The sequence below is a fragment of the Natrinema versiforme genome (genome assembly GCF_005576615.1).
In the GTDB taxonomy this organism is placed as follows: domain Archaea; phylum Halobacteriota; class Halobacteria; order Halobacteriales; family Natrialbaceae; genus Natrinema; species Natrinema versiforme_A.
In genome coordinates this window covers 1,507,783-1,533,998 of sequence record NZ_CP040330.1, presented here as the reverse complement: position 1 = coordinate 1,533,998, position 26,216 = coordinate 1,507,783, and the positions used below count along the sequence as shown (strand labels likewise).

Sequence of the window (26,216 nt, the reverse complement as noted above, 5' to 3'; positions counted from 1 at the left end):
ACAGTACGGCCACGCCGTACTTAAAGAGTCGGCCCGCTTGCAGGAGACTGCGTGTGACTGCCACCGGGGGCGTTACCATCGCGTTCGGTCCGCGGTTCGATATCGGCGTCGTCAGTCACCGACACCAACCAGAACGAACGCACCGCTACCTGCCAGTCGGTGGCGGTCACGGACAAATCGAAACCGGCCCGGGTACGCGGCCTCGAGCGCCGATGCTGGTCGGGTATCGGCGAGCGACGAAGCCACCTCCGAACGCCACGAAGGGACCGCGTTCAGGCGTACTGTGCGACGATATTGAGAATTTCGTCGAGTTCGTCCCCCGACAGCGAGTACCGCTGCTGTGCGTACACCGACCGGAGTTCGTCCCGGTCTTGCGGCAGGAGGTTGGCGATCTTGTAGGCCGTCGGCTCGTCAACCTTCTCGATGGTCTGCAGGTCGTCGACCAGCGACTGGGCCTCCTCGGGCTCGAGGACCGCAAATCGGTTCGCGTGTTCGATCGCTCGCGCGAGCTCGTAGCGCAGCTCGCGATCCTCGTCCATCGCGCGTTCGGCTTCGATGTCGGCGAGCAGCTCCTTCGTCTCCGAGACCGTCAGGAACTCCTCGTCGACGATCTCTTTGAAGATCGTCATCCCTGATCAGATCCGGTTCTTTTCCTGATTCTGTGCGCGCATGTGGGCCGCGGTCACGAGCAGGGTCTTGTCCTTACCGCCGTCGTTGATCTCGACTTTGAAGGCGCTGCCCTGTTTCCCGACGACTTCGCCGGTGTGACCGTCGAATCGCGGGTGGAAGCGACCGTCCGGAACACTTGGGTCGATCTTCAGGTGGACTTTCTCACCCTCCTCGTACTCCTGAATCGCACGCTGTGGCGGCGAGGTACCGCGGTCTCGAGGATCGTTCGCGAGCTTTCTCCGGGTTCCCTGACGAGGGCCATTAGATTTCGGCATAGTCGTACGACCGCTTTGTCCGGTGACGGTTATAAAACACACGTATTCCCACGCACCTTTTTTCACGGGGTCCTCGGTCAGCATAGCTGACCTCGAACCCCGTCAAAAAATCTGCTCCAAAAAAGGCCGCGCTCGCTCCGCTCGCGCGGTACGACTCCCTCTCCACCGCCCTACACCCATTCTCCACCTCCCGCCGCAACAATGATCCGGCCGCGCGGCACTCATACGAGTATGGACGAAGATGCAGACCGCCGGATCGAGACTCGCTCGATTCACGCTGGCCAGGAACCGGACGAGGAGACTGGCGCACTGATGACCCCGATTCACGCCAATTCCACCTACAAGCAGGACGCGCCGGGCGACCACCGCGGCTACGAGTACTCGCGGACCGGGAATCCCACGCGCACCGATCTCGAGGCGAACCTCGCGAGTCTGGAGAACGCCGAGTACGGCCGTGCGTTCGCCAGCGGAATGGCCTCGATCAACACCGTCCTCAATCTGCTCGAGGCCGGCGACCACGTCGTCACCGGCAACGACGTCTACGGCGGGACCCACCGCATCTTCACGCAGGTCTACGAGGACTACGACCTCGAGTTCTCGTTCGTCGATATGACCGACCTCGACGAACTCGAGGCCGCGTTCCGCGATGAGACCGCGCTGCTCTGGCTCGAGACGCCGACGAACCCGCTCATGTCGATCGTCGACATCGCGGGTGCGGCCGAGATCGCTCACGCCCACGACGCGCTCTGTGCGATCGACAACACGTTCGCGACGCCGTACCTCCAGCGGCCGCTCGATCTGGGTGCCGACATCGTCTCGCACTCGCTGACCAAGTACCTCGGCGGCCACTCCGACGCCGTCGGCGGCGCACTGCTAACGAACGACGAGGAACTCGACGAGCGACTCGGCTTCTATCAGAACTCCGTCGGGGCGACGCCCGGTCCCTTCGAGTCCTTCCTCGTCCTCCGGGGCACCAAGACGCTGCCCGTCCGCATGGACCGCCACTGCGAGAACGCCCGCGCGATCGCCGATGTCCTCGACGACCACCCCGATGTCGACCGCGTCTACTACCCCGGCCTCGAGTCCCATCCCGGCCACGAGATCGCCGCCGAGCAAATGGACGACTTCGGCGGCATGCTGAGTTTCGAACTCGACGCGAGCTTAGAAGAGGCGAGCGAGGTCGTCTCGAACACCGAGATATTCACTCTCGCGGAGAGCCTGGGCGGCGTCGAGAGCCTGATCGAACAGCCCGCCCCGATGACCCACGCCGCGATTCCCCGCGAGGAACGCATCGAAGCCGGGCTCTCGGATAGCCTGATCCGCGTCTCGGTAGGGATCGAACACGCCGACGACCTGATCGCCGACCTCGAGGGAGCCATCGACGGCGTTCTCTCCTGAGTCGTCGAATCCGGTGTTTCGAACACTCGAGTCGCGTCGCCCGTGAGGGCTACGCCTTTGGGGTCGGCCCGCCAATCGGCCCGCATGACTGATCGCGACGATCCCGGCGTGTACGCACTGCCACTGACCCTCGAGTACGGCGGCGACGAACGGACGTTCACCCCGACGGCGGTCGAGACGGCCCGCGGACTGGTGTTGCTCGACGCCGGCCCCGCCGGCGCGGTCGGCCAGATCGAGACTCATCTGGCCGGAATGGGGTTCGAACTCGCGGACATCTGGCTCGTCGTCCTGACCCACCACGACGCGGACCACGCGGGCGGGCTCGCGGAACTGCTCGAGCGAGTCGACGCGATCGTCGCGACCCACCGCGACGAAGCGCCGTACGTCTCGGGCGAGCAGGAGCCGATCAAGGGGTCGGACGGCGGCGACCGGTATCCGCCCGTCGACATCGATATCGAACTGACCGACGGTGTCCGATTGCCGACTCTCGCGGGGCCAATGGAAGTCATCGCCACGCCCGGCCATGCGCCCGGACATCTCTCGTTGTACTTCCCGACGGGGAACCTGCTCGTGGCCGGCGACGCGCTGGTCGCGGACGGCGACGAGCCCCTCGCCGGTCCGAAACCGCGGTTCACGCCCGATATGGACCGCGCGATCGAGTCCGTCGGGGCGCTGGCGGATCTCGAGGTCGACCACACCGTGTGCTATCACGGCGGGTACGTCGATCGAGGGACCGAACGGATTCAGGAGATCTACGAGCAGGGAAGGGAGTGAGTGCGAACGCCGACGAACAGAAGCGGAATTCTCATCGGTATCCAACCCCAATCGGCGCGTAATGCGACTCGAACTCCGCGTCTGTCAGCACTGTCTCGACGGCGACCACGGCAACGAAAAGCGGACCGCCCTCCTCAACGACATGGTCGACTGCGCCGAACAGATCCAGGAGTACAAGGAGGTTATCGACCTCGACGAAGTCCACATCCGCAAGGTCAGGGACGACGAGCCGGGGAAGCCGGCGGCGCTGCCGGTCGTCTCGGCGACGATTCAGAACGATCAGGTCGTCCTGAACGACACGCAACTCGTCGCGGAGGGCCAAGACGGAAACATGCTGGTCTATACCAGCCCCGACGACGTGCTGACGGTCCTCGCCGGAAACCTCGACGAGATCAGCAAGGCCGTCACCGCAGACGTGACCGTCGATCTCTCCCCGATCAGCGCGGAGATCGTCTCACAGGCCGACCTCGGTGCGAACCGCGAGCAAGAACAGTAGCGACTCGAGTCTCTCTCGTCGGCCCGACCGCTCGAGACGAAAACGCGCGGCTCACGAACGGAATTATTCGAAACGGCGAAAAACGAACGCCGTGCGTTAGATGCGGCCGACGTTCTCGACGCCGACGCTTTCGACGCCCTCAACGTCACCGAAGCTCTCCTCGACGGCTTCCGTGCCGCCCGAACCGTCGGGGACGATCACGGTCGGGTAGAGCGCGACGAGACCGAACGCGACCTCTTCGCGTTCGACGCCGTTGATCTTCGCGCCCTCGGGGAGGGTGCTCTCGAGGCGCTCTTGGAGCGCGTCGAGGTCGATTTCGGGGCTGTCCGGCATGACCTTGATTTTGGCAGCGACTTTACCCATTGTGAAACCTTATGGTCCGGTGAATCCGCAGTCGGGGCACTCGTAGAGGTTGCTCTGCTTGCGACACTTGGCACAGCGGTAGATCTGCTGGCCGCAGTCGGGACACTTGAACGCGGCTGCGTTGGTACCCGCGATGTTGAGCCCACAGGAGACGCAGGAACGCGTCTCTCGGTCGTCGGTCGTACTCATACCCCTTCTTTCCCGCCCGCCGTTTTTAAACTACTCGATAGCAGAATGCTACGCGTCATCGTCTCCCGTCGCCATCGTTCCGCCGGTGTCCCGGCACACTCGAGTCGTCCACGGCGAGAGACCACCGTTGGCGCGTCGGCTCGCCGAAAGCCGGTGGCTGTGTCCTCTCGTCTGCGCGTTTTCCGACTCAGAAAACGCGCTGGCGATTACTTTATACCCCGGCTCGAAGCAGTGAGTGAGGTTCGGTTGCAGACGCGACTGGACCTCTGCCTCTGACACTTCTGCCGACCGAAACCAAGCAAGGAGCCACACGAATAGCGTGATCGCTCGGATCCCGAACGCGCTCCGCCGCCCGAAACTCAACATTCAACACCGTCCCCGCCCTAGCTCGAGTGAATGCGCCTCGGCGACTATATCGAGGACTTAGAGCCCGATGAGGAGGCCGAACGTCGCCGCCTCGCCAAGGAGAAGTCCTACGCGATCACGGATCACCTAGAGGAGTTCGAACGGAAGTTCGACGACGCCCTGAGCGGCGACACGCTCGTCGGCTCGACCTCGCCGTCGATCTTCGTCGGCCGGTCGAACTACCCGGACATTCCCGTCGGACTGCTCTCGCCGGTCGGCGACGAGGACGACGCCGCGGAGTACGTCACCGACGGCGACTGGTACCAGCAGGGCTATGCCATCGACGACGTGCTCCAGCGCCGGACCGGGCTCCTGAACTCGAGCAAGCGCGCGAACGTCGACTCCCCGAGCATCGCGAGCCGGATGACCCCCTCGGTCGACGACGTCTGGGACGGCTTCGTCGGCGTCCAACGGGAGGTCGCCATCGCCGACCGGCCGGTCGACCTCGAGATCGGACTGGACGACAAGCCCGACCTCGGCCTCGACGCGGGAACCGACGTAGCGACGCCGCGCGGGCCCCGGGCCAACGCGACCAACGCCGAACTGCGGGAGAACCCCTACGTCCCCAAACCGGTCAAGAAGACCCTCGAGGACGACGACTGGCAGGCACAGGGCGCGATGACCTACCTCTACCGGCGCGGGTTCGACGTCTACGAGATCAATTCGATTCTCTCCGCAGGCGCGCTGGGGCAGACGAAACAGCGCCGACTGGTTCCCACGCGCTGGTCGATCACGGCCGTCGACGACACCGTGGGGCAGTACCTGCGCGGGCGCATCCGCAACGCGCCCAGCATCGACGAGGTGCAGGTCTGGGCGAACGAGTACGTCGGCAACCGCTACTGGGTCGTGCTCGCGCCCGGCAACTGGGAGTTCGAACTCGTCGAGATGAAGGCGCCGGGCAGCATCTGGAACCCCGACCCGCACGACGACATCTGGCTCGCCAGCGCCTCGGAGGGCTACGAGGGGCGCTCGAGCTACGTCGAGGAAACCGCGGGGGCCTACTACGCCGCCCGACTGGGCGTCTTGGAGTACCTCGAGTCGATCGGCCGGCAGGCGAAGTGTCTCGTTTTGCGGGAGGTCTCCGACGACTACTGGGCACCCGTCGGCGTCTGGCAGGTCCGCGAGAGCGTCCGGAACGCCTTCGAGGGAGAGTACGGCGAGGCGGAGACGTTCCACGAGGCGGTTTCGGAGGTCGCGACCCGACTGCCGGTTTCCTACGCGCGATTACGGCGGAAATCGGAACTCGCGGCCGGACTGCAGGCCAACCTGAGCGCGTTCTCGAGCTCGGAGTGAGCCCGTCGGCCGTTATTTTCGCCGCTGTCCACCGAATTCGACCAGCGAGCCGACCGCCGAGAGACTGTTCACTCAGCGGTAATGTGACCACTGCTATCGCGAAACATACCTTCGGGTAATAAACCGCTCACCTTTTATTCCCCAAGTGCATACCACAGCCGATGTCAGCCGACTTTACACCGACGACGATCGACGACCTCGAGCCCGAACGGCGGCCGTCGTTCGCTCTCGCGCTCGTTCCGGTGTTCGCGGTCGTCGCCTTCCTCGGCGTCGGATCGGCCGTCCTCGGCCTCGATCCGCACGTCCCGCTGCTCTGGAGTATTGTCTTCGTCGGCGCGTTCGGTCGCTATCTGGGATACAGTTGGCCCGAACTCTCCGACGGAATCTCGAACGGCCTTCTGATGGGGATACAGGCGCTGTTGATCATCTTTACGATCTACGCACTGATCGCCACGTGGGTCGACGCCGGCACGATCCCGGCGATGATGTACTACGGCCTCGAGTTGCTGACGCCGACGGTGTTCCTGCCCGTCGCCGCGATCTTGGCAGCCGTCGTCGCGTTCTCGATCGGCTCCTCGTGGACGACGGTCGGGACGCTGGGCGTCGCGTTCGTCGGGATCGGTGCGGGGCTCGGGGTCTCCGGGCCGCTGACCGTCGGTGCGGTCATCTCGGGAGCCTACGCGGGCGACAAGCAGTCCCCGCTGTCGGACACGACCAATCTCGCGGCCGGCGTGACGAACACGCCGCTGTACGACCACATCCGCCGGATGCGAACGGGGACGGCCATCGCGTTCGGACTCTCAGTGTTAGGATTCGCCGCGTTCGGCCTGCAGGCAGGCGGTGAGATTCCGGCCGGCCGCATCGTCGAGATCCAGACCGCGCTCGCGGGCACGTACGACCTCTCCGTGCTCGTCTTCCTGCCGCTCGTGGTCACCTTCGGTCTCGCGCTCTACGGCTACCCCGCGCTCCCCACGCTCGTCGCCGGCGTCTTCGCCGGCGTCTTCACCACGATTCTGGTCCAAGGGACCGGCTTCGTCGCCGCGTGGGGAGTCTTCATGAGCGGCACCGAGCCCCAGACCGGGACCGACCTCGTGAACGAACTCCTCGCGACCGGCGGCCTCACCGGCTCCGCGTGGACGATCACCGTCGTCGTCGCCGCGCTCTCGCTCGGCGGTCTCCTCGAGCACACCGGCGTGCTGGCCGTCCTCGCTCACCGCCTCTCGCAGGGCGTGGGCAGTTCCGGCGGCCTGATCGCCGGCACCGGGCTCTCGGCGATCCTGATCAACGCGCTCACCGCCCAGCAGTACATGAGCATCGTCCTCCCGGGGCTGACGCTGCGAAACCTCTACGACGAGTTCGGCCTCGACAGCGAGGAACTCTCCCGGGCCGTCGAAGCCGCCGGGACCCCCACCGGCGCGCTCATTCCGTGGCACGCCGGCGGCGTCTTCATGGCCTCGGCAACCGGCGTCCCCACCCTCGAGTACGCGCCGTTCTACCTGTTCGGATTCCTCTCGCCGGCCGTCCTATTCCTGATGGCGCTGACCGGTCGCGGGATTCCGACGGTTAACCGGGCCGAGCGGGCCCATACCGCGGACTGAGCGGCGTATAGACCATCGAATACACTACTGTTTTGCTTCCACGAAGGATTGCTCTCGATCGGGTCCGGTCGCGGAGTCGGTGTCGTCCGAATCGGCCCGCTCGAGCCGATGGGCGACGGTCACGCAGGCTTTGAACGCCGCGAGTATCATGGGGCCGACGAAGAGCCCGACGACACCGAAGAGGTAGATGCCGCCGACGACGCCCACCAGTGCGGTCGCCGGATGCAAACTCGAGCCGCGGTCGACGAGGTACGCGCGCAGGTAGCTGTCCGTAACGGCGAGCACGGCGACGCCGTACCCCAAGAGGACAGCGGCGCGTGCGGGACCGCTCGAGGCCGCGTGGGCGACCGTGACCGGACCCCAGACGAGCCAGACGCCGATCGTCGGGAGAAACGAGGCGAGAACGAGGATCACTCCCAGCGTGGTCGCGTACGGCACGCCGAGGATTGCGAGCCCCAGCCCGCCGAGTATCCCCTGTACGACCGCGACGAGGACGTGACTGCGGAGGACCGCCCACGTGACGTCGTGGACGTCCGCGAACAGTTCGTCGAGCACTCGCGTCTCGAGCGGCGCGGTCTCGCGGAGCCAGTCGAGGAAGGCCGCGCCGTCGACCAGCAGGTAGTACACCAGGAAGACGAGGACGACCAGTCCGACCGCCACGTCGATCCCCGTCGTCACGATATCGATCAGTCGAGTCAGCGTCACCTCCGCGGCACCCGCAAAGGATTCCTCGAGTTCCGATCGCACGGCGGACTCGAGTGCGGTGACCGTCCCGTCGGCCAGTCCGAGGTCGTCCCGGGCGACTTCGCGGCCGTACTCGACGATCCGGTCGGCCTCGAGCGACTCGAGGGTCGACAGGGCGGTCCGGAGAACGACCAGCGAAACGAGGAGCAGCGGAACGACACCGGCCACGACGGCGACGCCGGTGAGCGCGAGGCCGGCGAGTCGCGGACCGACGCGCGGTTCCAGTCGCTGGTAGGCCGGGCGGAGAACGACCGCGAGCAGACAGGCCGCCAGCACGTACTCCACGAGGGGGAGGACCAGCAGGGCAGCAAGTCCGCAGAGGGCGGCGACGAGGAGGGCGAAAAACGCCGTTCGGGCGTCCATATTTCATCCTCTTGAACAGAAAACATAAATGTTGGCGTTTGTGACTGTACGGTTCGACAAGGAGAACCCGATCGGGACGGAATCGTCGCGCTCGGGACGCCGATTCCGCGAGGAGGAGACGAGACGGTTGTGGCCGGTTCTAAAGGTTCGCGTAGGCCTCGTCGACCATCTCGCTGGTCGTGTCGACGATCTCTTGCCAGTTCTCGTCGTCGGGAGCGATGCCGAGCAGCCGCGCGATCTTCATGATCGAGACGTGGTAGACGACCTGCCGACCCGGCTCTTCCTCCCAGACGACGACGTTACAGGGGAACAGCGCCCCCATCTGCTCGGTCACGTCCAGTACCCGATCCGCCATCTCGGGGTTACAGGCCCCGAGCACGTAGTAGGGATCGCGGTCCGCGTCGACCTTTTCGTTGAGCAGTTCCGAGGGCGAGAACTCGGCCGGGACGCCAAAGCCCGCCTCGGTGAACACCTCGCGGGTGTGCTCGATGGCCTCCTCGTGGTCCATCTCGAGTACCGCGCGGTGCTCGCCGTAGTCCGCCGGATCGATCTGCGTCGGGTCGATGGGAAGTGCCATACGCGACGGTTGGTCGTCCCGGCCCTTAATCGGTCCCGTCGTCCGACCAGGTGGGCGGCGACCGCCGCGACCCCGCTACAGCGGGATCGGCAGCCACTCGAGGAATCGCACGAGGAACGTCGGATCGAACAGCGGCTCGTGCAGGACGAGCCAGTCGAGCAGGACGAGGCCGCCGCCGTGGGCGACGACCGACGGGAGAATCGAGTTCGACTTGTAGTCGACGGCACCGAACAGGACGTCCGTCGGCCCCGACAGCAGGAACTCGATGGGCGGTTTCGAGGCGTGGTGGAACATGTAGACGACGGGGCTGATGAAGACGGCGACGAACCCGATCTCCTTGACGCCGACACAGAGCAGGCCGCGGTAGTAGGTCTCGGCGGCCAGCGCGAGGACGAAGAGTTTGATCGCGTGCGGGATGAACGCCGCCGGTGCGGCCGAGGTCTCCCAGATCGGGTAGAACGCCCGGATCGTCGGCAGCGTCGATCCGACGACGTAGAACGGGGCGACGAACAGCGCGAGGAGGACCGTATTGCGGATCGCGACGCGATCGATGCGCCAGCCGATGCGGTTCCCGTGGGCGAGCCCGAGCGCGAGCGGGCCTCCGATCAGGAGGATAGCGTCGACGACGACCCGCTGGTCGAGGTCACTGGGGACCAACCGCATCCACAGCAGCGTCACCACGGCACCGACCAGTAACGCCTTCTGGACCCAAGAAAAGGACATGTACTCACGGAGCCAGTGATCGTCGCGTCGCCCCGACTGTGACGCCACGGTGTTACTCGTCCGCAGTCGGAACCGGCCCGGTCCCGATCACGTCTCGAACGTGCCCCTCGAACTCCTGATGGCGCTGGAAGTACGTCTCGTCGACCGACTCAAGCACGGTCGACAGTTCGCGGGGACCGTCCGGCGTTCGGATGACGGCATCGCCCTCGAGCCGATCGACTTCGCTCTTTTCCTTCGGCCACGCAAGTCGCGAACTGACGCGGGCGAGCGGCGCGCCCTCGACCGGGGTACCCTCTCCGAGTGAGACTGCTGGCTCGGCGTCTTCGTCCTCGTCGCTCATAGGCCGTCGTTTGCGAGCGCGGTGATTCAAGCTTTCGTTTCCGCGGGTCGCGCTCGGGTCCCGCCGCCGGACGACCTCTCCGACAACCGAGGTGTGTCTGACGTATCGTTTTGTGATGGGCCGTCGAACGACTGCCTATGACAAGCCTGACGGAGGCCTACGATGGGACCGCACCGGGGGTGACGAGTCGCCGACTGTACGCGGGGACGGCGCTCGTGGTGCTCGGTGCACTTCTGGCCGTCGTGGCCGTACTCGTGGCGACGACCGACCTCTTCGGCGGGTACGCGGTCGAGCTCTCCGAGGGGATGGCCGCGCAGTTCGCGACCGTCCGCGCCGCGGGCGTACTGGCCGGGCTCAGCGTCCCGACCGCTCTCGTCGGCGTCTTCGTCGTATTACCGGCCAGTCGACGCGTCCAAGCCACGGCCGCGATCAGCGCGAGCCTCTGTCTGCTCGGCGTCGCACTCTTCTGGCACGCCTACCCCCAACACTGGCGCTACGGCGGCAACCAACTCACGCTCGAGGTCTCGGCCATCTACCTGCTCGGGCTCCTGCCGGCGATCTGGTGTCTGTTCAGCGCCGTCGCCACCTTCAAAATGCGCAACGATCCCGGCGGCAACCTCCAGATGAACGTCACCCGCCACAACAAGACCGTCGTCGAGGTCGACGACTCGAGCGACGCGGGCGGGTTGGGCGGCATCGGCTTCCTCGGCGGCACGCCGGACGGAGACGTCGACACGCAGACTAACGCGGACGCCGACGGAGACGTGTCCGGGTCCAAGCGAGCATCGTTCTCGTACGACGAGGGGTCCGCCGGCCGCTCGTCGCGATCGGCGACCGGCTCCGGTACCGGATCGACTCCCGGCCGGACCGTCGGCGCTGCGACCAGCGACGGCGGCTCCGCGGCCTCGGATATCTCCTCGCCGCTCGAGGCGGGCGACGGTCGCGATGCGGAAATCGTCGAGTCGTCGACCGAGACGCCGGCCGAACCGACGGATCGCTACTGCGGGAACTGCGAGCACTTCGAGTACGTCCGCTCGTCGGAGGGAATGGTTCCCTACTGTGCCCGCCACGAAACGGCGATGGACGACATGGACGCCTGCGACGAGTGGTCGCCGAACCGACGATAAGTGAGAGCGACCGGTGTATTTCGACCCGTCACGGACCAGATTAGGCGATTTTCACGTGGACTCTCGATTCAGAATAGCAGTAGTCGACTGCGTTACCGATTCCGATAACCGCAGGTTTTCGCGCGGATAGTCACCGCATATCTAAGTGGGATATCGACAGTCTGTCGGACAGGAACGAGACATGGGAGAAGAACTGTTTTCCGGTCGATACACGTGGTCAAGCACGACGCCGACCGTCGCCATCGTCAACGCGATCGCCGGCATCGAAGGCGTCGACCCGACCGACCTCTCGACGGCGCTGGGAACGACCCTGTACGAACAGATCGATCCGGAAGCGCTCGATACGCTCGTCATCACCGGCTCACACCCCGAGGTCGCGTTTACCGTCGACGACTATCGCGTCGAGATCGACGAGAACGATCTGTCGATTGCCGCCGCCCACGATTGACGACGGGTTCGCACTGTCCCTCGCTGACGTTCACGAGACGGTCGGCCACGCGCCTCGCTCACGGCACGAGCCTATATCCCGAGCGTCTTCCGCCCCATCTCGAAGCCCCACTGGGGGATCTCGAAGACGATCAGGGCGACCAGTACCAGTTCGGCGACGGTGACGAACGCCATCATCAGATCGGCGCGCTTGCTGCTGACCGCGACACCGATGGGCAGCCCGAACTCCTTCTTCCAGACGGGGTAAAACAGGGCGATCCCGCGTTTGCTCCCCGCGACATCGAGGACGTAGTGGGTCAACACGCCGATCCAGACGTACTCGAGGTTCCCGAAGACGTACGGAAAGGCGACGAAAGCCGCGAGAATCGGCAGGTTATGGAGCGTCTTCCGGTGCTTGCCGAACGCGGTGTCGACGTCCGGAAACAGCGCCCCCAGCGAGACCGGAACGCCGATCATCACGATCGTTCGAAACGTCTCCAGATCCCCCGTCGGCTCGAGCAAATATCCCAATCCGATGCTCAACAGAACGGCGTTGAGCACGTGACCCTTCTTGTTCATCTACCCGCATCTGTGGAGTCGACCGGGGAATAGTTTACTCTCGAGACTGTCACCGATCCCTGTCTGTTTCGGTAGACGTGTCGCTTCTCAGATGTGTATCTGCTATCGGAGCCCCCTCTCCGACTCAGCGCGCCTCGAGTTCCGCGAGCAGGTCCTCGAGCGCCTGCTCGACGGTCGCGGCGCGGACGTCCGCGCGATCGCCGTCGAAGACGTAGCGAGAGACGGTCGAGTACGAGTCCTCGGACCCCCACGGCCCCGCGTAGGAGACGCCGATGTAGACGGTGCCGACCGGGTTCGCGTCGGTGCCGCCGGTGGGGCCGGCGACACCGGTCGTCGAGATACCCCACGTCACGTCCGCCACGTCTCGGATTCCCCGTGCCATCTCGTGAGCCACGGGTTCGGAGACGGCACCGTGTTCGTCGAGGGCTTCCCGACTGACGCCGAGGTGGCGGCGCTTGGCGTCGTAGGCGTAGGTCGTCAGCCCCGAATCGAAGTAGTCGCTCGCGCCCGGGACGGCGGTGATCGCGGCACCGATCAGGCCGCCGGTACAGGACTCGGCGACGGCCAGCGTCTCCTCGGCGTCCCGCAAGGCGTCGGCGATCTCTATCGGCAGCTCGCGGTCGATGTCGTCGTTCATACCCGAATCGAGGGGCGGAATCGTTGTGAAAGCGAGGGTTGCCGGCCCAGTGTGGGTCACCACCCAACTGGTTCGGCCAAACTCGAGCGGCCGAATTCCGTCGCGCTCGGCGCGGAAACGAAAAGCCAAACCAGCAGCGGCCGTCCAGTACCGACTATGGATTACGAGACGCCGCTTTTCTTCCGGGTCATGGAGTACGCGGACGCGGCGGACCGCGACGTCATCGACATGGTCAGCGGGAACCCCGACTGGGAGCCCCCCGAGGCGCTCCGGGACGGCCTGCGCGAGTACGCCGACCTCGAGCCCGACCGGTTCCAGTACCCGCCCAGCGAGGGGCTGCTCGAGTTACGCGAGGAGATCGCCACGCGCCGCGGCATCGACGCCGAGCAGGTCATCGTCACGAACGGCGCGGGCGAGGCGAACTACCTCGCGATGGCGCGGGCCCTCGAGCGAGACTCCGGGAACGAGATCCTGCTGACCGATCCGGTCTATCCCTACTATCCCGGCAAGACGACGATGCTCGGCGGAACACAGCGGTTCGTCGCGACCGCCGACGACGGGCAACTCGACCCCGCCGCCGTCCGCGCGGCCGCGAGCGAGGAGACCGCCGCGATCGTCGTGACCACGCCGAACAACCCGACCGGCGCGGTCTACCCCGCCGAGACGATGCGGGAACTCGTCGCCGTCGCCGAAGAATACGACGCGATCCTGATCAGCGACGAGGTCTACGACCACTACGACCTCTCGGGCGAGTTCGCGAGCGCGCTCGAGACCGATTCGGCCCACCGGATCGTCACGAACGCGTTTTCGAAGTCGATGGCGATCACCGGTGTTCGGGTGGGCTACGCGATCCTCCCGCCGGAACTCGTCGACGACGCCAAGAGCCGACACATGCTGGTCAACGTCGCGACTACCCGACCCGGCCAGTACGCGGTCCTGAACGCCCTGCGCGAGACGAGGCCGGACTACTACGAGCGCAACCGCGAACGCCTCCGCGAGCGCGTCACGACCTTTACCGACGCGCTCGAGGCGGCGGGAGCCGAGTACACCCGTCCAGACGGGTCGTTCTACGTGATGGCCCGCTTCGACGACTACCCGGGCACGCTCGAGAACGTCGAGCGACTGATCGACGAGGCCGGCGTGGCCGGGATGCCCGGGGAGGCCTTCGGCGACTCGCGGACGGAGTGGTTGCGGTTCGCCCTCGTGACCCCGCGCGTCGAGGAAGCGGCCGAGCGACTGGCAGCCTACTTCGAGTGAGTGCCGTCGCCACCGAAACGGTCCGTGCGTCGTCGCCACCGAAACCGTTCTCGAGCGGCGACTGTCCGGCCGCAATACAGATACGCGGGGAGGCCGTGGCCAGTGAGGAATGCTACTCAAGGCCGTCGTCGCCGCGTTCGTCGTGACCCAAGTCGGCTACCTCGTCGTCAACTGCGGACTCGTGGTCCTGTTCGCTCGCCGCCCGGTCGACGCAGTCGACGAACGGACGCTCGGTCGAGTGCTCGAGGGAACGGTGGCCGACCCGAAGCGACGACCGCGGCGACCACGGCCTCGAGGCGGCGGCGATCACAGCTCGTCGTCCAGCGGCGACCCTACGGCTCGGCCGGCACCACCCGTCGACCACAATTTCGGACCCGACTGTCGCCTCCCCGCACGTCTCCGGCGGCGGATCCACGTGTTCGTCCCCGTCGCCGGAGACCGGTGGGACTCGCTCGAGGGGACCCTCGCGTCGATCGCGGGCCAGACCTATCCCGCCAGTCAGGTCTCCGTGGCCGTCGTCTACGGGCTCGAGGACCGCGCCGCGGTCGATCCGTCCGACGCCGTCGAATCGGGACGAGCGAACGGTCTGGCGGTGTCGCTGATCGGGATCGACGGCGAGATCGTCACGGATGCCCGGGTGACGGATCGGCGGGCAGGTACTGGTGGCGGCAGCGGTTCTCGAACCGAAGCGGCCGCGCTGTCCGAGGCACTTGCGACACGCTCGTTCGCCGCCGACGACATCGTCACCGCCTGTGTCGCGGGCACGCGGCTCCCCGTCGACGCGTTCGAACTCGCCGTCGTCGGCCTCGAGGAGTACGATATCGTGCGGGCGAAACGAACCGCGGGGAACGTCCACGACGGTCCCGTCCCCCTGCTCGAGTCGATGGGGAGCGCGGTTCGATCGGATCTGCCGTCCACGAACGCGGGAAGTGAGCCGTGCCGACCGCTCGAGGAGGGAACGTTCGCGACGGCCCGCGTGCTAAACGACCTCGAAGGCCGGCGACGCGACGACGCGACGGGAGCGACGACCCGCGGCGGGACGGAACCCCGCCGAAACGGCGCGGTCGGCGTACTGGATCGGTACCTCCGAACTCGGTGTCCCACGGCTATCGACGCGTGGGTTCAGCAGAGCCGACAGCAGGTTCGCGACTCGTACCGGTGTCCACACGCACCCGATCGATCCAGGTCCGACCGGGTCCGATTCGTTGCAGGGACGGCGGTGATGCACTTGCTCGCAGTGACGAACGTCGTCGGAATTCCGCTCGCGATCGCGGTGCTCGTCTCGGCCGCGCTCGGCTGGGTTTCGCTCGCCGGCCCGCTGGGCGTTCTCGTCGCCTGCAACGCGGCCGTTTGGGCATACTACAGCGTGGTTGCCTACCGCGCGGCTCGAGACGCCGTTCCACTCGAGGGGTGGGCGAGGCTCCGCTACGCGCTCGTTTCGAGCCCGCTCGCCCACGCGCTGTACGTGACGCTGTGGGCCGTGCCGATCGCGCTGGCGCTTTGCGATATCGTCCGCGGGGACGAGCCACCGGCTCGGCCCTCGGTGACGGAGCGATAGGGGCAGTCGGTTAGGCGACCGTAATCGAGACCGACGAATACTCGTGTCGGGACCGGGAAACGCGCGGTATGAGCGGCATCGACGTCGAACCGGTCGACGAGGACGGGGACGCGGCGAGGGACAGCGACGACGGACACACCATCGAGGTGACGCCGACCGACTCGGTCGACGACGCGGAGACGGGCGAGCGCGAGACCGTCGACGTCGAACCGTCCGACGAGCCAATCGACGGTCCCGAGTACGTCCTCTACGGTGGGAAAGGCGGCGTCGGGAAGACGACGATGGCGGCCGCGACCGCGCTCGACAGCGCCCGCGGCGGCACCCGGACGCTGATCGTCTCGACCGATCCGGCCCACTCGCTCTCGGACACCTTCGAGACCGACATCCCGGCCGAGCCCGACCGAATCCGCGACGACATCCCTCTCTACGCGGCCGAGATCGATCCGGAGGCCGCAATGGAGCGAGGCGAGACTCCCTTCGGCGGCGCGGGCGCAGGAGCGGGTACAGATGCAGAGGCAGACGCAGAGGGCCCGTTCTCCGGCGGGGCGAACGGGGTCGGCGGCGGGAGTTCTCCCTTCCCCGGCGGCGAGGGAGCCGAGGGCGGTCCCCTCGGCGGGCTCGGCGAGATGCTCGGCGGCGAGTCGCCGATGGACGCCCTCTTCGGCGGCGCGATGCCCGGCGCGGACGAGGCCGCGGCGATGCAGCTCCTGCTCGAGTACATGGACGACGAGCGCTTCGAGCGCGTGATCGTCGACACGGCCCCGACGGGCCACACGCTCCGGCTGCTGCAATTGCCCGAGATTATGGACTCCATGATGGGCCGACTGGTGAAGTTCCGCCAGCGCATCGGCGGCATGCTCGACGGCGTCAAGGGGATGTTCGGCGGTGGCGAGGAGCCCGACGACGGCAGCGACCTCGAGGACCTGGAAGTCCTCCGCGAGCGCATCGAGCGCCTGCGGGCGGCCCTGCGGGATCCCGCGCGGACGGACTTCCGGATCGTCATGATCCCCGAGGAGATGAGCGTCTTCGAGTCGAAGCGCCTGCGCCAGCAGCTCCGAGAGTTCGAGATTCCCGTCGGCACCGTCGTCGTCAACCGGGTGATGGAGCCGCTGTCGAACGTCACCGACGACGTCGACGGCGAGTTCCTGCAGCCGAATCTCGACGACTGCGAGTTCTGTCAGCGGCGGTGGGATGTCCAACAAGGCGCGCTCGCCGAGGCACAGGATCTCTTCCGCGGCACCGACGTTCGGCGGGTCCCCCTCTTTGCGGAAGAGGTCCGCGGTGAGGGGATGCTCGAGGTCGTCGCGGCCTGCCTGCGGTAATCGATCGAACCGACGCGCCGCCGCGAGCGTGACTGTTAGTTTGCCGGGACAACCGTTACCGGCCGATCGCTATCGAGGATCACCGCCTGCGCGACGCTCCCGAAGAGTACCTTGCCGACCGGCGACCGACTGCGGACGCCGATAACGATCAGATCGCTGTCGTACTCCTCGGCCGCCTCGAGGATCGTCTCCGCGGAATCGCCCGTCGCCGTTCGAACCGTCCACTCGAGATCGCCCGCTTCCAGTACGTCGACCGCCGCCTCGACCGACCCGGGGAGCGACTCGTCCCCCTGCAGGCGCTCCATCTCGTCGGCGTACTCCTCGGCGAACCCGCCCGCCGCCCACTCGGCGTCCGTTCCGCCGGCGTCTTCGCGGACGTGGAGCACGTCGACCGAGATCTCGGTCGCTGCGCCCGGGAGGTCGCGGACGGCCGCCGCTTGGTCCCGCGCTCGCGATTCGGTGTCGTCGACGGGAAGCAACACGCGGTACATGCGTAGCCGTTCGGGATCGAGACGGATAGTGGTTTCAGCGGTCGATGCCGCTACCGTCCGCGGGGACCCCGCCGTTCGAACCCGGCCGGAGTGGGTCGGATATCGGCTCGAGTCCCGAGACTCAGTCGCCATCTTCGCCGTCACCGTCCCACTCGCCGCCGACGCGGTCGACGCCCATCATCGACTCGCCCGGATGTTCGGTGAACACGACCTTCATGTTCTCGTCGGGGACATCGAACGTGTCCCCGAGGTAGGCCATGGTCGCCAGCGCGAACGAGCGTTTTCGCTCGAGCGATCGGCCCTGCCGTATCTCGGCGTCGAGAAACACCAGCGGGCCATCGACGGCGCGCCCGAGGTGGAGGTCCGCCGGCTCGCGGTCCCGGATCGTCACGGCGACGTGTCCCGCGGTCGTCGCCATCTCATCGGTATACAGCTCCGTGACCCGGTCGGCGAAGGCGGTTTTCTCTGCATCCGATAGCGACAGTGTCGTATCGAACTGCAGCAGTGGCATACCTCGACTTGTCCGGACCGCCTCGTATCCTGTTCGCTTCCGTTTTCGGTCGTCGCGATGACGTAAGCGATCACTATTTATACGCCTTCCTGTGGGAGCAACGGGGAGAATGGTGACGGAGCGAGAGTCGACCGTGGGATCGGTCTCCCGGCGGTTGTGGGCGTATCTGTGGACCGTCAACACCCGGACGAAGGCGTATCTCACGCTCGACGCGCCGGCCATGATCGCGGACATGGACGACCTGACGGCCGAGGAACGTCGCCTCGCACGGCGGGTGTTCCCCGACGGCGGTCGCGACCGGGAGGCGAGCGAGGGTGCCCGAACCGGCGACGGGACTCACCGCGGCGGTGACGGCAACGACGGCTCCGGCGGTGGCGACCGCAGCGACGACGGTGGCTCGCCGTTCGATGTCGGCGGCACGTACGGGCTCCGGCAGAAGATCGGCTTCGTCCTCGGACCCGTCCTGTTCGCGCTCATCTTCCTCTCGCCGACGCCGGACGGGCTCTCGGCCGCGGGAAAGGCCGTCGCCGCCGTCACCGCGTGGGTCGCCGTCTGGTGGATGTCCGAGGCGATTCCGATCCCCGCCACGTCGCTGCTCCCGATCGTTCTGTTCCCGCTGACCGGGGCGCTCCCCGTCGCGGACACGACGCCGTCCTACGGCCACCCGCTGATCTTCCTCTTCATGGGCGGGTTCTTCCTCGCGATGGCGATGCAGCGGTGGGGACTCCACCGGCGAATCGCGCTGCGGACGATCAAAGCGGTCGGCACCGAGCCTTCGCGGCTCATCCTCGGGTTCATGCTCGCGACGGCCTTCCTCTCGATGTGGGTCTCGAACAGCGCAACCGTGATGATGATGGTCCCCATCGCGCTGGCGGTCATCTACCAGACCGCCGATCTGGTCGACGAGACTGGTCTCGAGGTCGACACCAGCGAGGGGAACTTTTCGTTCGGCGTCGCGCTGATGCTCTGTATCGCCTACGGCGCGTCCGTCGGTGGCGTCGCGACGTTGATCGGCACCCCGCCGAACGTACTCTTCGCGGGGCAGGCCTCGGAGCTGTTCGACCAGTCCGTCTCCTTCGCCGAGTGGATGCTCTACGGCGTGCCGATCTCGATCATCGGCCTCGTCGCCGTCTACGGCTACGTCACTCGAGCGGTCTCGCCCCAGTTCGAGGAACTCCCAGCCGGCGCGGACACGATTGACCGCGAACTCGAGCGGCTCGGATCGATGAGCAGACAGGAGCGGATGGTCGCCGTGGTCTTCGTCGCGATGGCGGCGTCCTGGATCGGCGCGAGCCTGATCGATCCGCTCTTCGGCGTCGCGCCGCCGGAGGACGCCGATACGATCGTCGCCATCGGCGGCGCGCTGGTCCTGTTTACGCTGCCGACGACGACCGCCGAGGGCGACCACACCTTCCTGCTCGACTGGACGAACGCCGTCGACATCCCGTGGGGGGTCATCCTCCTGTTCGGCGGCGGGCTCTCCATCGCGAACGCCTTCGGCGAGACCGGCCTCGCGGCGTGGATCGGCGAGGGGCTCGGCCTCCTCGAGGGCGTGTCGATGATCGCGATCCTGTTCGCCGTGGTGCTGATGACGATCTTCCTGACGGAGGTCACCTCGAACACGGCGACGACGGCGATGCTCATGCCGATCCTCGCCGGCGTCGCGGTCGGCATCGGCGTCCACCCCTTCGGACTCATGATCGCGGGCGCGACCGCCGCCTCGTTCGCGTTCATGCTCCCGGTCGCGACCCCGCCGAACGCGATCGTTTTCGGTAGCGGCTACATCACGCTGCCCCAGATGGCCAAGGTCGGCGTCGGACTCAACGTCATCGGGATCGTCCTGATCACGCTGGTCGCGGTCGGCTGGCTCCCGATCGCGTGGGGGATCGATATCGGCACGCTCCCGGCGGAGTTCGCGGAGGCGTTCCAAGGGTGAGCAGGAGACGACGGACACCGTTTACGACCGCGAGCGCCGGTGGCGCGAGCGGGCCGACGACTGACCCGGAAGCCGCGCGACGCGCGGCTGGAGGGGAAGGAGGAGTGCTTTTGATCGAAATTTTGCCGAGTGACGAGCGGACGGATGCGCTATCGGCGCATCCGTCCGCTCAGAACGCAGCGCAAAATTTCGTTGTTAGTCGTCCGCGGGCAACTGCTGACCGCCCACATCGGGACGGCTCACGTCGCGGTCGGTTTCTTCGCCCTCGATGTCGTAGGGGTACTCGCCCGTGACACAGCCCAGACAGAGGTCGATCCGTTCTTTCTCGAGCACGTCTGCGACGGCGTCGGTCGAGAGATAGGCGAGACTGTCGGCGGCGATCTCGTCGCGGATCTCGTCGGTCGATTTGTCCGCGGCGATCAGCTCCTCGCGGGTGGCCATGTCGATGCCCATGTAACAGGGGGCGACGATCGCCGGCGCGCCGATGCGGACGTGGACCGCCTCGGCCCCGCAGTCCTTGAGCAGTTGGACGAGCTGGGTCGAGGTGGTCCCGCGGACGATCGAGTCGTCGATGACGGTGACAGTCTTGCCCTCGATCGTGGACTTGATCGGGTTGAGCTTCAGCCGCACCGCGCGTTCGCGCTCGTCTTGGGTAGGCATGATGAAGGTACGGCCGACGTAGCGGTTCTTCATCAGCCCCTCGGCGAACTCGACGCCGTCGTCATCCGCGTCGCGGGCCTCGCCGTCGGCGGTCGTCTCGCTCGCCGCGTCGGCGTAGCCCGACGCGAACGCGCGTCCCGAGTCGGGGACCGGCATCACGACATCGGTCTCGACGCCGCTTTCCTCCCAGAGCTTGCGACCGAGGTTCCGCCGGGCCTCGTAGACGAGCGTGTCGTCGATCACGCTGTCGGGGCGTGCGAAGTAAACGTGCTCGAAGAAGCAGTGGGCGGTGTTCTCGTTCTCGACGAGCTGGTAGGAGTCAAAGCCCTGCCCGTCGTCCTGCAGGACGACGAGTTCCCCCGGCCGAACGTCGCGGACGAGTTCCCCATCTAAGGTGTCGATCGCGGCCGACTCGGAGGCGAGGATGTAGCCGTCCTCGAGTTCCCCGATACAGAGGGGGCGGTTCCCCTGCGGATCGCGCACGCCGAGGACCGTGTCGTCGTGGGTGATCGTCAGCGAGTACGAGCCGTGGATCCGCCCCATCGTGCGCTTGACGGCGCGGACCAGATCCTCCTCGAGGAGGTTGCGCGCGAGGTCGTGGGCGATGACCTCGGTGTCGCCGTCGCTGGTGAAGGCATGCCCCGCGGCGGCGAGTTCGTCGCGGATCTCGTCGGCGTTGACGAGGTTGCCGTTGTGGCTCAGACCGAGCGAGCCGCTCTTAAAGGAGACGGAGAAGGGCTGTGCACAGGAGGAGTCGACCGAGCCGGCCGTCGGATACCGGACGTGGCCGATCCCCGCGGCCCCGTTGAGCGCGTCGAGGTCGTCCTCGCCGAAGGCGTCCCCCACGAGCCCCATTTCGACGTGGCTGTGCTGTTGGAACCCGTCGTGAGTGACGATCCCCGCGGACTCCTGCCCGCGGTGCTGGAGTGCGTAGAGCGCGTAGTACAACGGTCGTGCCGCGTCTCGACCGTCGAGTGCGACGCCGACGACGCCACACTTTTCGGTCATCCCTGTTCGCCGGGGAGTTTCGCCCCGCCCATCAGTCATGGGAGTCAGTAGGGCACCGAGCCGATAAAAATCCCCGTGTTTGTGCTTCTTCGACTCCCCCTCGAGGAGAAACATACCCACATTCGTGTATATGTTGTGGACGGACGTGTACCGACACGCGAACGTACAGCGGACCGGTTCGCTCGAGCGGATGTCGGCTATTCCGAACGGGCGCGGTCGATACCAGCGTCTCCCATGGACCGGCGCGCGGCAACATGACACAGCGTTCAAGACAGTCGCCACGAGTCACCACGTATGCGACTCGAGGAGTACTGGGGGGTCGGCCCGAAGACGCGGGAGACGCTGGTCGACGAGTTAGGGAGAGAGGCGGCGATCCGGGCGATCGAGAGCGGCGACGTGCGGGCGCTCGCGGACGCCGGACTCGCTCGCGGCCGCGCGACCCGTATCCTCCGGCGGGCGACCGGCGGCGCTGGCATGGATATCCTCTCGACCAGCGACGCGCGGTCGGCTTACAAGGAGCTACTGGATCTCGCGGTCGAGCACGCAGTCACTCAACGGGCGGCCGATCGAATCCGGGTGCTCACACCGCTCGACGGCCGTGAGGCGATGGAATCGCGACTCGACGATGTGCTCGCGGCCCGGGACGCGTGGGCCGACCTCGCCGAGGCCGATCGGACCGCCGTGCTCGAGGCCTACGAGCGCTACGACGAGCGCGATGGGAGCGAGCACGCGGCCGTCGAGGCCGCGCTGGCGCTGCTCGAGGCCGGGGTCGACTCCGGCCCGTTCGCCGCGATCGCGGACCTCGAGGCGGAAACGCTCGCGAAGGCCGCCGAGGCGCTGGCGGCGCTCGACGGCGGCAGGGTTCGAGACGGTGCCGACGCAGAACTCGACCGGCTCCGGGACGATCTGGGCGCGATCGAGGACATGGACGCGAACGCGCTCGCGTTGATCGACGACCTGCGCTCGGCGGGCGTCCACGACGCCGAGGGATTCCGGCAGTCCTTCGAGGACCACGTGCTGAACGAGACGGACGCGACGATCGATCGCGTTCGGGACGCGATGCCCACCGACGCGACGGATGCGACCGACTTCGTCGGCGGCACGTTGCGAACGCTCCGGAGCGATCTCACGGAAGCAGTCGACGAGCGCGAACAGGCCGTCGCGAGCGACCTCGAGGAAACGCTCGAAACGGCCCGCGATGCGATCGACCGGGCCGTCGCAGCGGTCGACGACATCGCCTTGCACCTCTCGCTGGCTCGCTTCGCGCTCGAGTACGACTGTACCCGTCCCGTGTTCGTGGAGAGCGAGGCACGGAGCGGCTCGGAAGACGAGAGCGCACGCACTGGGCGAACCGACGACGCCGCGGTGTCCGTCGTCAACGCGCGCAACCTCACGCTCGCCGCACACGACGGGGAGTCGGTCCAACCGGTCACCTATGGCCTCGGCGAGCACGGCGTGACGAGCGTCCCCGAGGGCGTCGGATCAGTCCCCGGCGACCAGCGGGTCGCGGTCCTCACTGGAGCCAACAGCGGCGGGAAGACGACCCTGCTTGAGACGCTGTGTCAGGTCGTCCTGCTGGCGACGATGGGGCTGCCGGTCCCCGCGGATCGGGCCGAGGTGACGCCGGTCGACTCGCTGGTCTTCCACCGCCGGCACGCGAGTTTCAACGCCGGGGTCCTCGAGTCGACGCTCAAGTCGATCGTCCCGCCGCTCTCGACAGGCGGACGGACCCTGATGCTGGTCGACGAGTTCGAGGCGATCACGGAGCCGGGCAGCGCGGCGGACCTCCTCCACGGCCTCGTCACGCTCTCCGTCGACCGCGAGGCGCTCGGTGTGTTCGTCACCCACCTCGCGGACGACTTAGAGCCGCTCCCGCCGGAGGCGCGGGTCGACGGCATCTTCGCGGAGGGACTGAACCCGGACCTCGAGTTGCTCGTCGACTACCAGCCCCGGTTCGACACCGTGGGCCGCTCGACGCCGGAGTTCATCGTCTCGCGGCTGGTCGCGAACGCCGGCGACCGGAGCGAGCGCGCCGGGTTCGAGACCTTAGCGGAAGCGGTGGGCGACGAGGTCGTCCAGCGGACGCTCGCGGACGCGCGCTGGACCACCGGCGAGTGAGTTTCTCGAAGCCGAGCCGTCTTCCAGTTCGTCCTCGCACCGCTCACTCGTCGGTTTCTCCAGAGCCGTCCGTCCGCTCGTCGCGCTCTCGACGCTCCTCTTCGAGCCAGCGATCGGGCGTCGGCGTGTACGACGAGTCCTCGACCGACTCGCCGTACGTGTAGAGGATGCCGTCCTGATCCTCGCAGACGCGGGCCTCGAGGTACGCCTGTGCGGCCCGCCGCGAGAGCGCGCCCATCTCGATGATATCGGCCAGCGCGGTCTTGGTCGCGCGAAACCAGGTCTCGATACGCTCGCCCTCGGTCCCGGCCCCGGCTCCGCCCCCGTCGTCGGCCCGGGCGGCGACGATCGCACCCCGGCCGTCGTCGCGGCCGTCACCCCACTCGAGCCAGCAGACCCGGTAGGCGTCGACCGCGTAGTCGTCGGCCGGCGCGACGAGATAGAGCGCCTCGTGAACGCAGGGATCGAGGAAGTCCTGCAGGATGCGGTCGCGAGTGATCGAGTCCGCAAGCAGGGACCCCTCGATCGCACCGTCAGCGAGCGGGGTCGTCGCCGTGATCTCGTCGGCGAGCGACAGCGCCTCGCCGCCCCAGTGGCTGTACCGCAGGTCGTAGAGGCGATCCGGCCGCCGGTAGGCGACGAGCGCCCTATGGCCCATCGTCCACCCGACCGGAACGGCGTGAATCGGACTGCGCGACGCGCGAGTCGGGACTCATCTCGTGGCTCACGGCGGGTCTGGTCGCCCGTCCGTACTTGAACCTACGGACGGGATCGGTGTTCCGGCGTCGGATCCCGTCTCGCCACCGGCACCGGAGATCAACACGAACGGGTAACCGTCTCGTGGGGGATCGGCTCGCCGACCGGCCCGTCCGCGTCGACCGGCTGTTCGACGCGATAGATCGTCACCGACTCGGTCCCGGCAGGGGCGCGGTCACAGAAGTACGCGCCCGCCGACTCGAGGGCGGCGTCGCCCGCCCCCTGTCCCTTCGTCCCGTACCGCTTCCAGAGCGTCGTCGGGTATCGATCCATTGCGTTGTCCGGGCGGTCGAACGTCGCCGGATCGCCGGTGACCAGATCGGTCGATTCTCCGGACTCGGGGGTCGCCTCGACGACGTACCAGCTGTAGGAGTCGGGCGGCTGGGGCGCAAAGAAGGCCCAACTCGCGCTCCCCAGCGCGCCGTCGTCGCTCGAGGCCGGAGTATCGACGAGTCCCGCCGCGGCGACCTGCCAGCCCACCACGGCGAGGAAGAGACAGACGAGAAGCCCCGCCGCGGCGAGTCGGGTACCGCGCCGAACGCGCGGTGAGACCGTTGACTCGGCTACCGTCTTCCCCGTTTCTCCAGACTCCCCTCTGACCGCGCGGGACTCGAGACGCCCCTCGAGCCCACTCGCCGAAACGAAGCGCTCGATTCGGTCCCAGACCGGCGGCGGGAGGAAGACGAGCAGGACGGCGACCATGACGAACGGGAAGGCACCCAGACGCATCGTCGCCGCCATGCTGAGGTGAGCGCCGACGAACGCGGCGACGGTCGCGGTCCGGAGCCGACCGGGCGCGACCACGAGCAGCACCGACGCGGCGAGAACCGCGATCCAGAGCCAGTTGATCGCGGTCAGGAGAGCGGGGAACTCCGCGATCGTCGGCCCCGCGTGGTCGATGAAGTCCTCGAGTCGGAAGATCCGCTTTACGGCCACGCCGGACAGCCACGCGTCGCTCCGGAACTTGAGGATCGCATTGATCGCGTAGATGACGACGATATGCAGGCAGAGGATCGCGGTCGCCGTCGAAACTACGCGAGGATCGTCCCCGCTCGCGGACCGGAACTCGAGTCGACGCGGACGGAGCGACCACCGGGCCTCGAGCGGAAGGACGGCCGCGAAGAGGAGCAGCGAGATGAGGATCGTATCGCCGCCGTTGACCAGATACGGGTTGCGGGCGTGAAGCGACGCGAGGAGCAGCGCCGCGCCGACGGCCGCGAGCCGGTGGCGGTAGCCGACAAGCACGCACGTCGCGAAGAGACCGGTGATCGCGAGCAAGAGCCCCTGTGCCCACGCGGAGCCCGAGAGGGCGTGAAGGGACCACTTCGCGAGCGCTGGCGACACCTCCCTGAGAGCGGAGCGGGGGAGGACCCCCTCGTCCGTGTAGAACGTGACCAGTCCCGGGAGCCGAAGCAAGAGCAGATCGAACAGGACGACGAGTCCCAGCCCGATCCGGAACGCGGCGAGCGCCCGCGGATCGATTCCGAGACGCGACCTGACGACCGCCCGGAGCGACTCGAGCGTCGTCACGGGATCGTCGGTCGGCGTCGCGGAATCGGATCGGGCGGTTGTCATAGCGGGACCAGTGAAGTGGCTCGCGGGTTGTCAAGCGATGTATAAGTA

The 26,216-nt window shown here is 67.0% G+C and carries 27 protein-coding genes; 12 read left to right on the top strand and 15 right to left on the bottom strand.

The features are described from left to right. Nucleotides 1-272: 272 nt before the first annotated feature. Together FEJ81_RS07460 and FEJ81_RS07455 are read right to left on the bottom strand one after the other, a co-directional pair. Nucleotides 273-629: an RNA polymerase Rpb4 family protein gene (locus FEJ81_RS07460; protein WP_138244694.1), complete on the bottom strand. Its 357-nt coding sequence runs from the start codon at nt 627-629 to the stop codon at nt 273-275. Nucleotides 630-635: 6 nt separating this feature from the next. Further along, entirely contained in the window at nt 636-944 is a 309-nt protein-coding gene (locus FEJ81_RS07455; RefSeq protein ID WP_138244693.1) for a 50S ribosomal protein L21e, read from the bottom strand. 231 nt (nt 945-1,175) lie between these two features. Between FEJ81_RS07455 and FEJ81_RS07450 the strand changes: the two genes are divergently transcribed. The 3 genes from FEJ81_RS07450 (at nt 1,176) to FEJ81_RS07440 (ending at nt 3,612) form a co-directional block, all read left to right on the top strand. Further along, nucleotides 1,176-2,342, top strand: coding sequence for a cystathionine gamma-synthase (locus FEJ81_RS07450; protein WP_138244692.1), 1,167 nt, complete (start codon nt 1,176-1,178; stop codon nt 2,340-2,342). An 84-nt stretch (nt 2,343-2,426) separates the two neighbouring features. Beyond that, a complete protein-coding gene (locus FEJ81_RS07445; RefSeq protein ID WP_138244691.1) occupies nt 2,427-3,116 on the top strand; it encodes an MBL fold metallo-hydrolase in 690 nt (229 codons plus the stop codon). Nucleotides 3,117-3,177: 61 nt separating this feature from the next. Continuing rightward, complete coding sequence (locus tag FEJ81_RS07440; RefSeq protein WP_138244690.1) at nt 3,178-3,612, top strand: hypothetical protein; 435 nt, start codon at nt 3,178-3,180, stop codon at nt 3,610-3,612. A gap of 96 nt (nt 3,613-3,708) precedes the next feature. Here FEJ81_RS07440 and FEJ81_RS07435 read toward each other — a convergent pair whose 3' ends face one another. Next, the gene (locus FEJ81_RS07435) at nt 3,709-3,975 is read right to left on the bottom strand and encodes an elongation factor 1-beta (protein WP_138244689.1); all 267 of its coding nucleotides are present in this window, start codon (nt 3,973-3,975) and stop codon (nt 3,709-3,711) included. A gap of 9 nt (nt 3,976-3,984) precedes the next feature. Next, nucleotides 3,985-4,164: an HVO_2753 family zinc finger protein gene (locus tag FEJ81_RS07430; protein ID WP_006184530.1), complete on the bottom strand. Its 180-nt coding sequence runs from the start codon at nt 4,162-4,164 to the stop codon at nt 3,985-3,987. Nucleotides 4,165-4,560: 396 nt separating this feature from the next. On the opposite strand from FEJ81_RS07430, the gene nreA reads away from it, so the two are divergent. Together nreA and arcD are read left to right on the top strand one after the other, a co-directional pair. Further along, entirely contained in the window at nt 4,561-5,862 is a 1,302-nt protein-coding gene (nreA, locus tag FEJ81_RS07425) for a DNA repair protein NreA (RefSeq protein WP_138244688.1), read from the top strand. Nucleotides 5,863-6,023: 161 nt separating this feature from the next. After that, nucleotides 6,024-7,460 (top strand): arginine/ornithine antiporter ArcD, encoded by a 1,437-nt coding sequence (gene arcD, locus FEJ81_RS07420; protein WP_138244687.1) that lies wholly within the window; start codon nt 6,024-6,026, stop codon nt 7,458-7,460. A 24-nt stretch (nt 7,461-7,484) separates the two neighbouring features. On the opposite strand, the gene FEJ81_RS07415 is transcribed toward arcD, so the two are convergent. From FEJ81_RS07415 to FEJ81_RS07400, 4 genes are all read right to left on the bottom strand, one after another. Then, nucleotides 7,485-8,567 (bottom strand): AI-2E family transporter, encoded by a 1,083-nt coding sequence (locus FEJ81_RS07415; RefSeq protein ID WP_138244686.1) that lies wholly within the window; start codon nt 8,565-8,567, stop codon nt 7,485-7,487. Nucleotides 8,568-8,706: 139 nt separating this feature from the next. Further along, nucleotides 8,707-9,144, bottom strand: a complete 438-nt coding sequence (locus tag FEJ81_RS07410; RefSeq protein WP_138244685.1) for a DUF302 domain-containing protein — start codon at nt 9,142-9,144, stop codon at nt 8,707-8,709. A gap of 75 nt (nt 9,145-9,219) precedes the next feature. After that, nucleotides 9,220-9,867 carry a CPBP family glutamic-type intramembrane protease gene (locus tag FEJ81_RS07405; protein WP_138246733.1) on the bottom strand — a complete coding sequence of 216 codons (648 nt, stop codon included), beginning with the start codon at nt 9,865-9,867 and terminating at the stop codon, nt 9,220-9,222. A 52-nt stretch (nt 9,868-9,919) separates the two neighbouring features. After that, nucleotides 9,920-10,207 carry a DUF5789 family protein gene (locus FEJ81_RS07400; RefSeq protein ID WP_138244684.1) on the bottom strand — a complete coding sequence of 96 codons (288 nt, stop codon included), beginning with the start codon at nt 10,205-10,207 and terminating at the stop codon, nt 9,920-9,922. Nucleotides 10,208-10,344: 137 nt separating this feature from the next. Here FEJ81_RS07400 and FEJ81_RS07395 point away from each other — a divergent pair, with 137 nt between their 5' ends. Together FEJ81_RS07395 and FEJ81_RS07390 are read left to right on the top strand one after the other, a co-directional pair. Next, nucleotides 10,345-11,334, top strand: a complete 990-nt coding sequence (locus FEJ81_RS07395) for a cell division protein CdpA domain-containing protein (RefSeq protein ID WP_138244683.1) — start codon at nt 10,345-10,347, stop codon at nt 11,332-11,334. 181 nt (nt 11,335-11,515) lie between these two features. Next, nucleotides 11,516-11,782, top strand: coding sequence for a HalOD1 output domain-containing protein (locus FEJ81_RS07390; RefSeq protein ID WP_138244682.1), 267 nt, complete (start codon nt 11,516-11,518; stop codon nt 11,780-11,782). 71 nt (nt 11,783-11,853) lie between these two features. Here the strand turns inward: FEJ81_RS07390 and FEJ81_RS07385 are convergent, their stop codons facing one another. Together FEJ81_RS07385 and FEJ81_RS07380 are read right to left on the bottom strand one after the other, a co-directional pair. Beyond that, nucleotides 11,854-12,339: a metal-dependent hydrolase gene (locus FEJ81_RS07385; protein WP_138244681.1), complete on the bottom strand. Its 486-nt coding sequence runs from the start codon at nt 12,337-12,339 to the stop codon at nt 11,854-11,856. A 124-nt stretch (nt 12,340-12,463) separates the two neighbouring features. After that, nucleotides 12,464-12,976 carry a CinA family protein gene (locus tag FEJ81_RS07380; protein ID WP_138244680.1) on the bottom strand — a complete coding sequence of 171 codons (513 nt, stop codon included), beginning with the start codon at nt 12,974-12,976 and terminating at the stop codon, nt 12,464-12,466. 156 nt (nt 12,977-13,132) lie between these two features. On the opposite strand from FEJ81_RS07380, the gene FEJ81_RS07375 reads away from it, so the two are divergent. The 3 genes from FEJ81_RS07375 to FEJ81_RS07365 all read left to right on the top strand — a co-directional run bounded on the left by FEJ81_RS07375 (nt 13,133) and on the right by FEJ81_RS07365 (nt 17,113). Next, complete coding sequence (locus FEJ81_RS07375; RefSeq protein WP_138244679.1) at nt 13,133-14,233, top strand: pyridoxal phosphate-dependent aminotransferase; 1,101 nt, start codon at nt 13,133-13,135, stop codon at nt 14,231-14,233. 109 nt (nt 14,234-14,342) lie between these two features. After that, on the top strand, nt 14,343-15,791 hold the full coding sequence (locus FEJ81_RS23110) for a hypothetical protein (protein WP_175416373.1): 1,449 nt from the start codon (nt 14,343-14,345) through the stop codon (nt 15,789-15,791). A gap of 68 nt (nt 15,792-15,859) precedes the next feature. Then, nucleotides 15,860-17,113, top strand: a complete 1,254-nt coding sequence (locus FEJ81_RS07365; protein WP_138244678.1) for an ArsA family ATPase — start codon at nt 15,860-15,862, stop codon at nt 17,111-17,113. A gap of 35 nt (nt 17,114-17,148) precedes the next feature. Here FEJ81_RS07365 and FEJ81_RS07360 read toward each other — a convergent pair whose 3' ends face one another. Next, a complete protein-coding gene (locus FEJ81_RS07360) occupies nt 17,149-17,604 on the bottom strand; it encodes a universal stress protein (RefSeq protein WP_138244677.1) in 456 nt (151 codons plus the stop codon). A gap of 121 nt (nt 17,605-17,725) precedes the next feature. Next, complete coding sequence (locus tag FEJ81_RS07355; protein WP_138244676.1) at nt 17,726-18,115, bottom strand: tautomerase family protein; 390 nt, start codon at nt 18,113-18,115, stop codon at nt 17,726-17,728. Nucleotides 18,116-18,224: 109 nt separating this feature from the next. On the opposite strand from FEJ81_RS07355, the gene FEJ81_RS07350 reads away from it, so the two are divergent. Then, the gene (locus FEJ81_RS07350) at nt 18,225-20,051 is read left to right on the top strand and encodes an SLC13 family permease (protein WP_138244675.1); all 1,827 of its coding nucleotides are present in this window, start codon (nt 18,225-18,227) and stop codon (nt 20,049-20,051) included. Between the two features lie 195 nt (nt 20,052-20,246). Here the strand turns inward: FEJ81_RS07350 and purF are convergent, their stop codons facing one another. Beyond that, nucleotides 20,247-21,719 (bottom strand): amidophosphoribosyltransferase, encoded by a 1,473-nt coding sequence (gene purF, locus FEJ81_RS07345; RefSeq protein WP_138246732.1) that lies wholly within the window; start codon nt 21,717-21,719, stop codon nt 20,247-20,249. Nucleotides 21,720-22,013: 294 nt separating this feature from the next. Here purF and FEJ81_RS07340 point away from each other — a divergent pair, with 294 nt between their 5' ends. Beyond that, the gene (locus FEJ81_RS07340) at nt 22,014-23,837 is read left to right on the top strand and encodes a MutS-related protein (protein ID WP_138244674.1); all 1,824 of its coding nucleotides are present in this window, start codon (nt 22,014-22,016) and stop codon (nt 23,835-23,837) included. A gap of 43 nt (nt 23,838-23,880) precedes the next feature. Here FEJ81_RS07340 and FEJ81_RS07335 read toward each other — a convergent pair whose 3' ends face one another. Beyond that, complete coding sequence (locus FEJ81_RS07335; RefSeq protein ID WP_138244673.1) at nt 23,881-24,495, bottom strand: DUF6735 family protein; 615 nt, start codon at nt 24,493-24,495, stop codon at nt 23,881-23,883. Nucleotides 24,496-24,653: 158 nt separating this feature from the next. Further along, nucleotides 24,654-26,168 (bottom strand): HTTM domain-containing protein, encoded by a 1,515-nt coding sequence (locus FEJ81_RS07330; protein ID WP_138244672.1) that lies wholly within the window; start codon nt 26,166-26,168, stop codon nt 24,654-24,656. Nucleotides 26,169-26,216 lie beyond the last annotated feature (48 nt).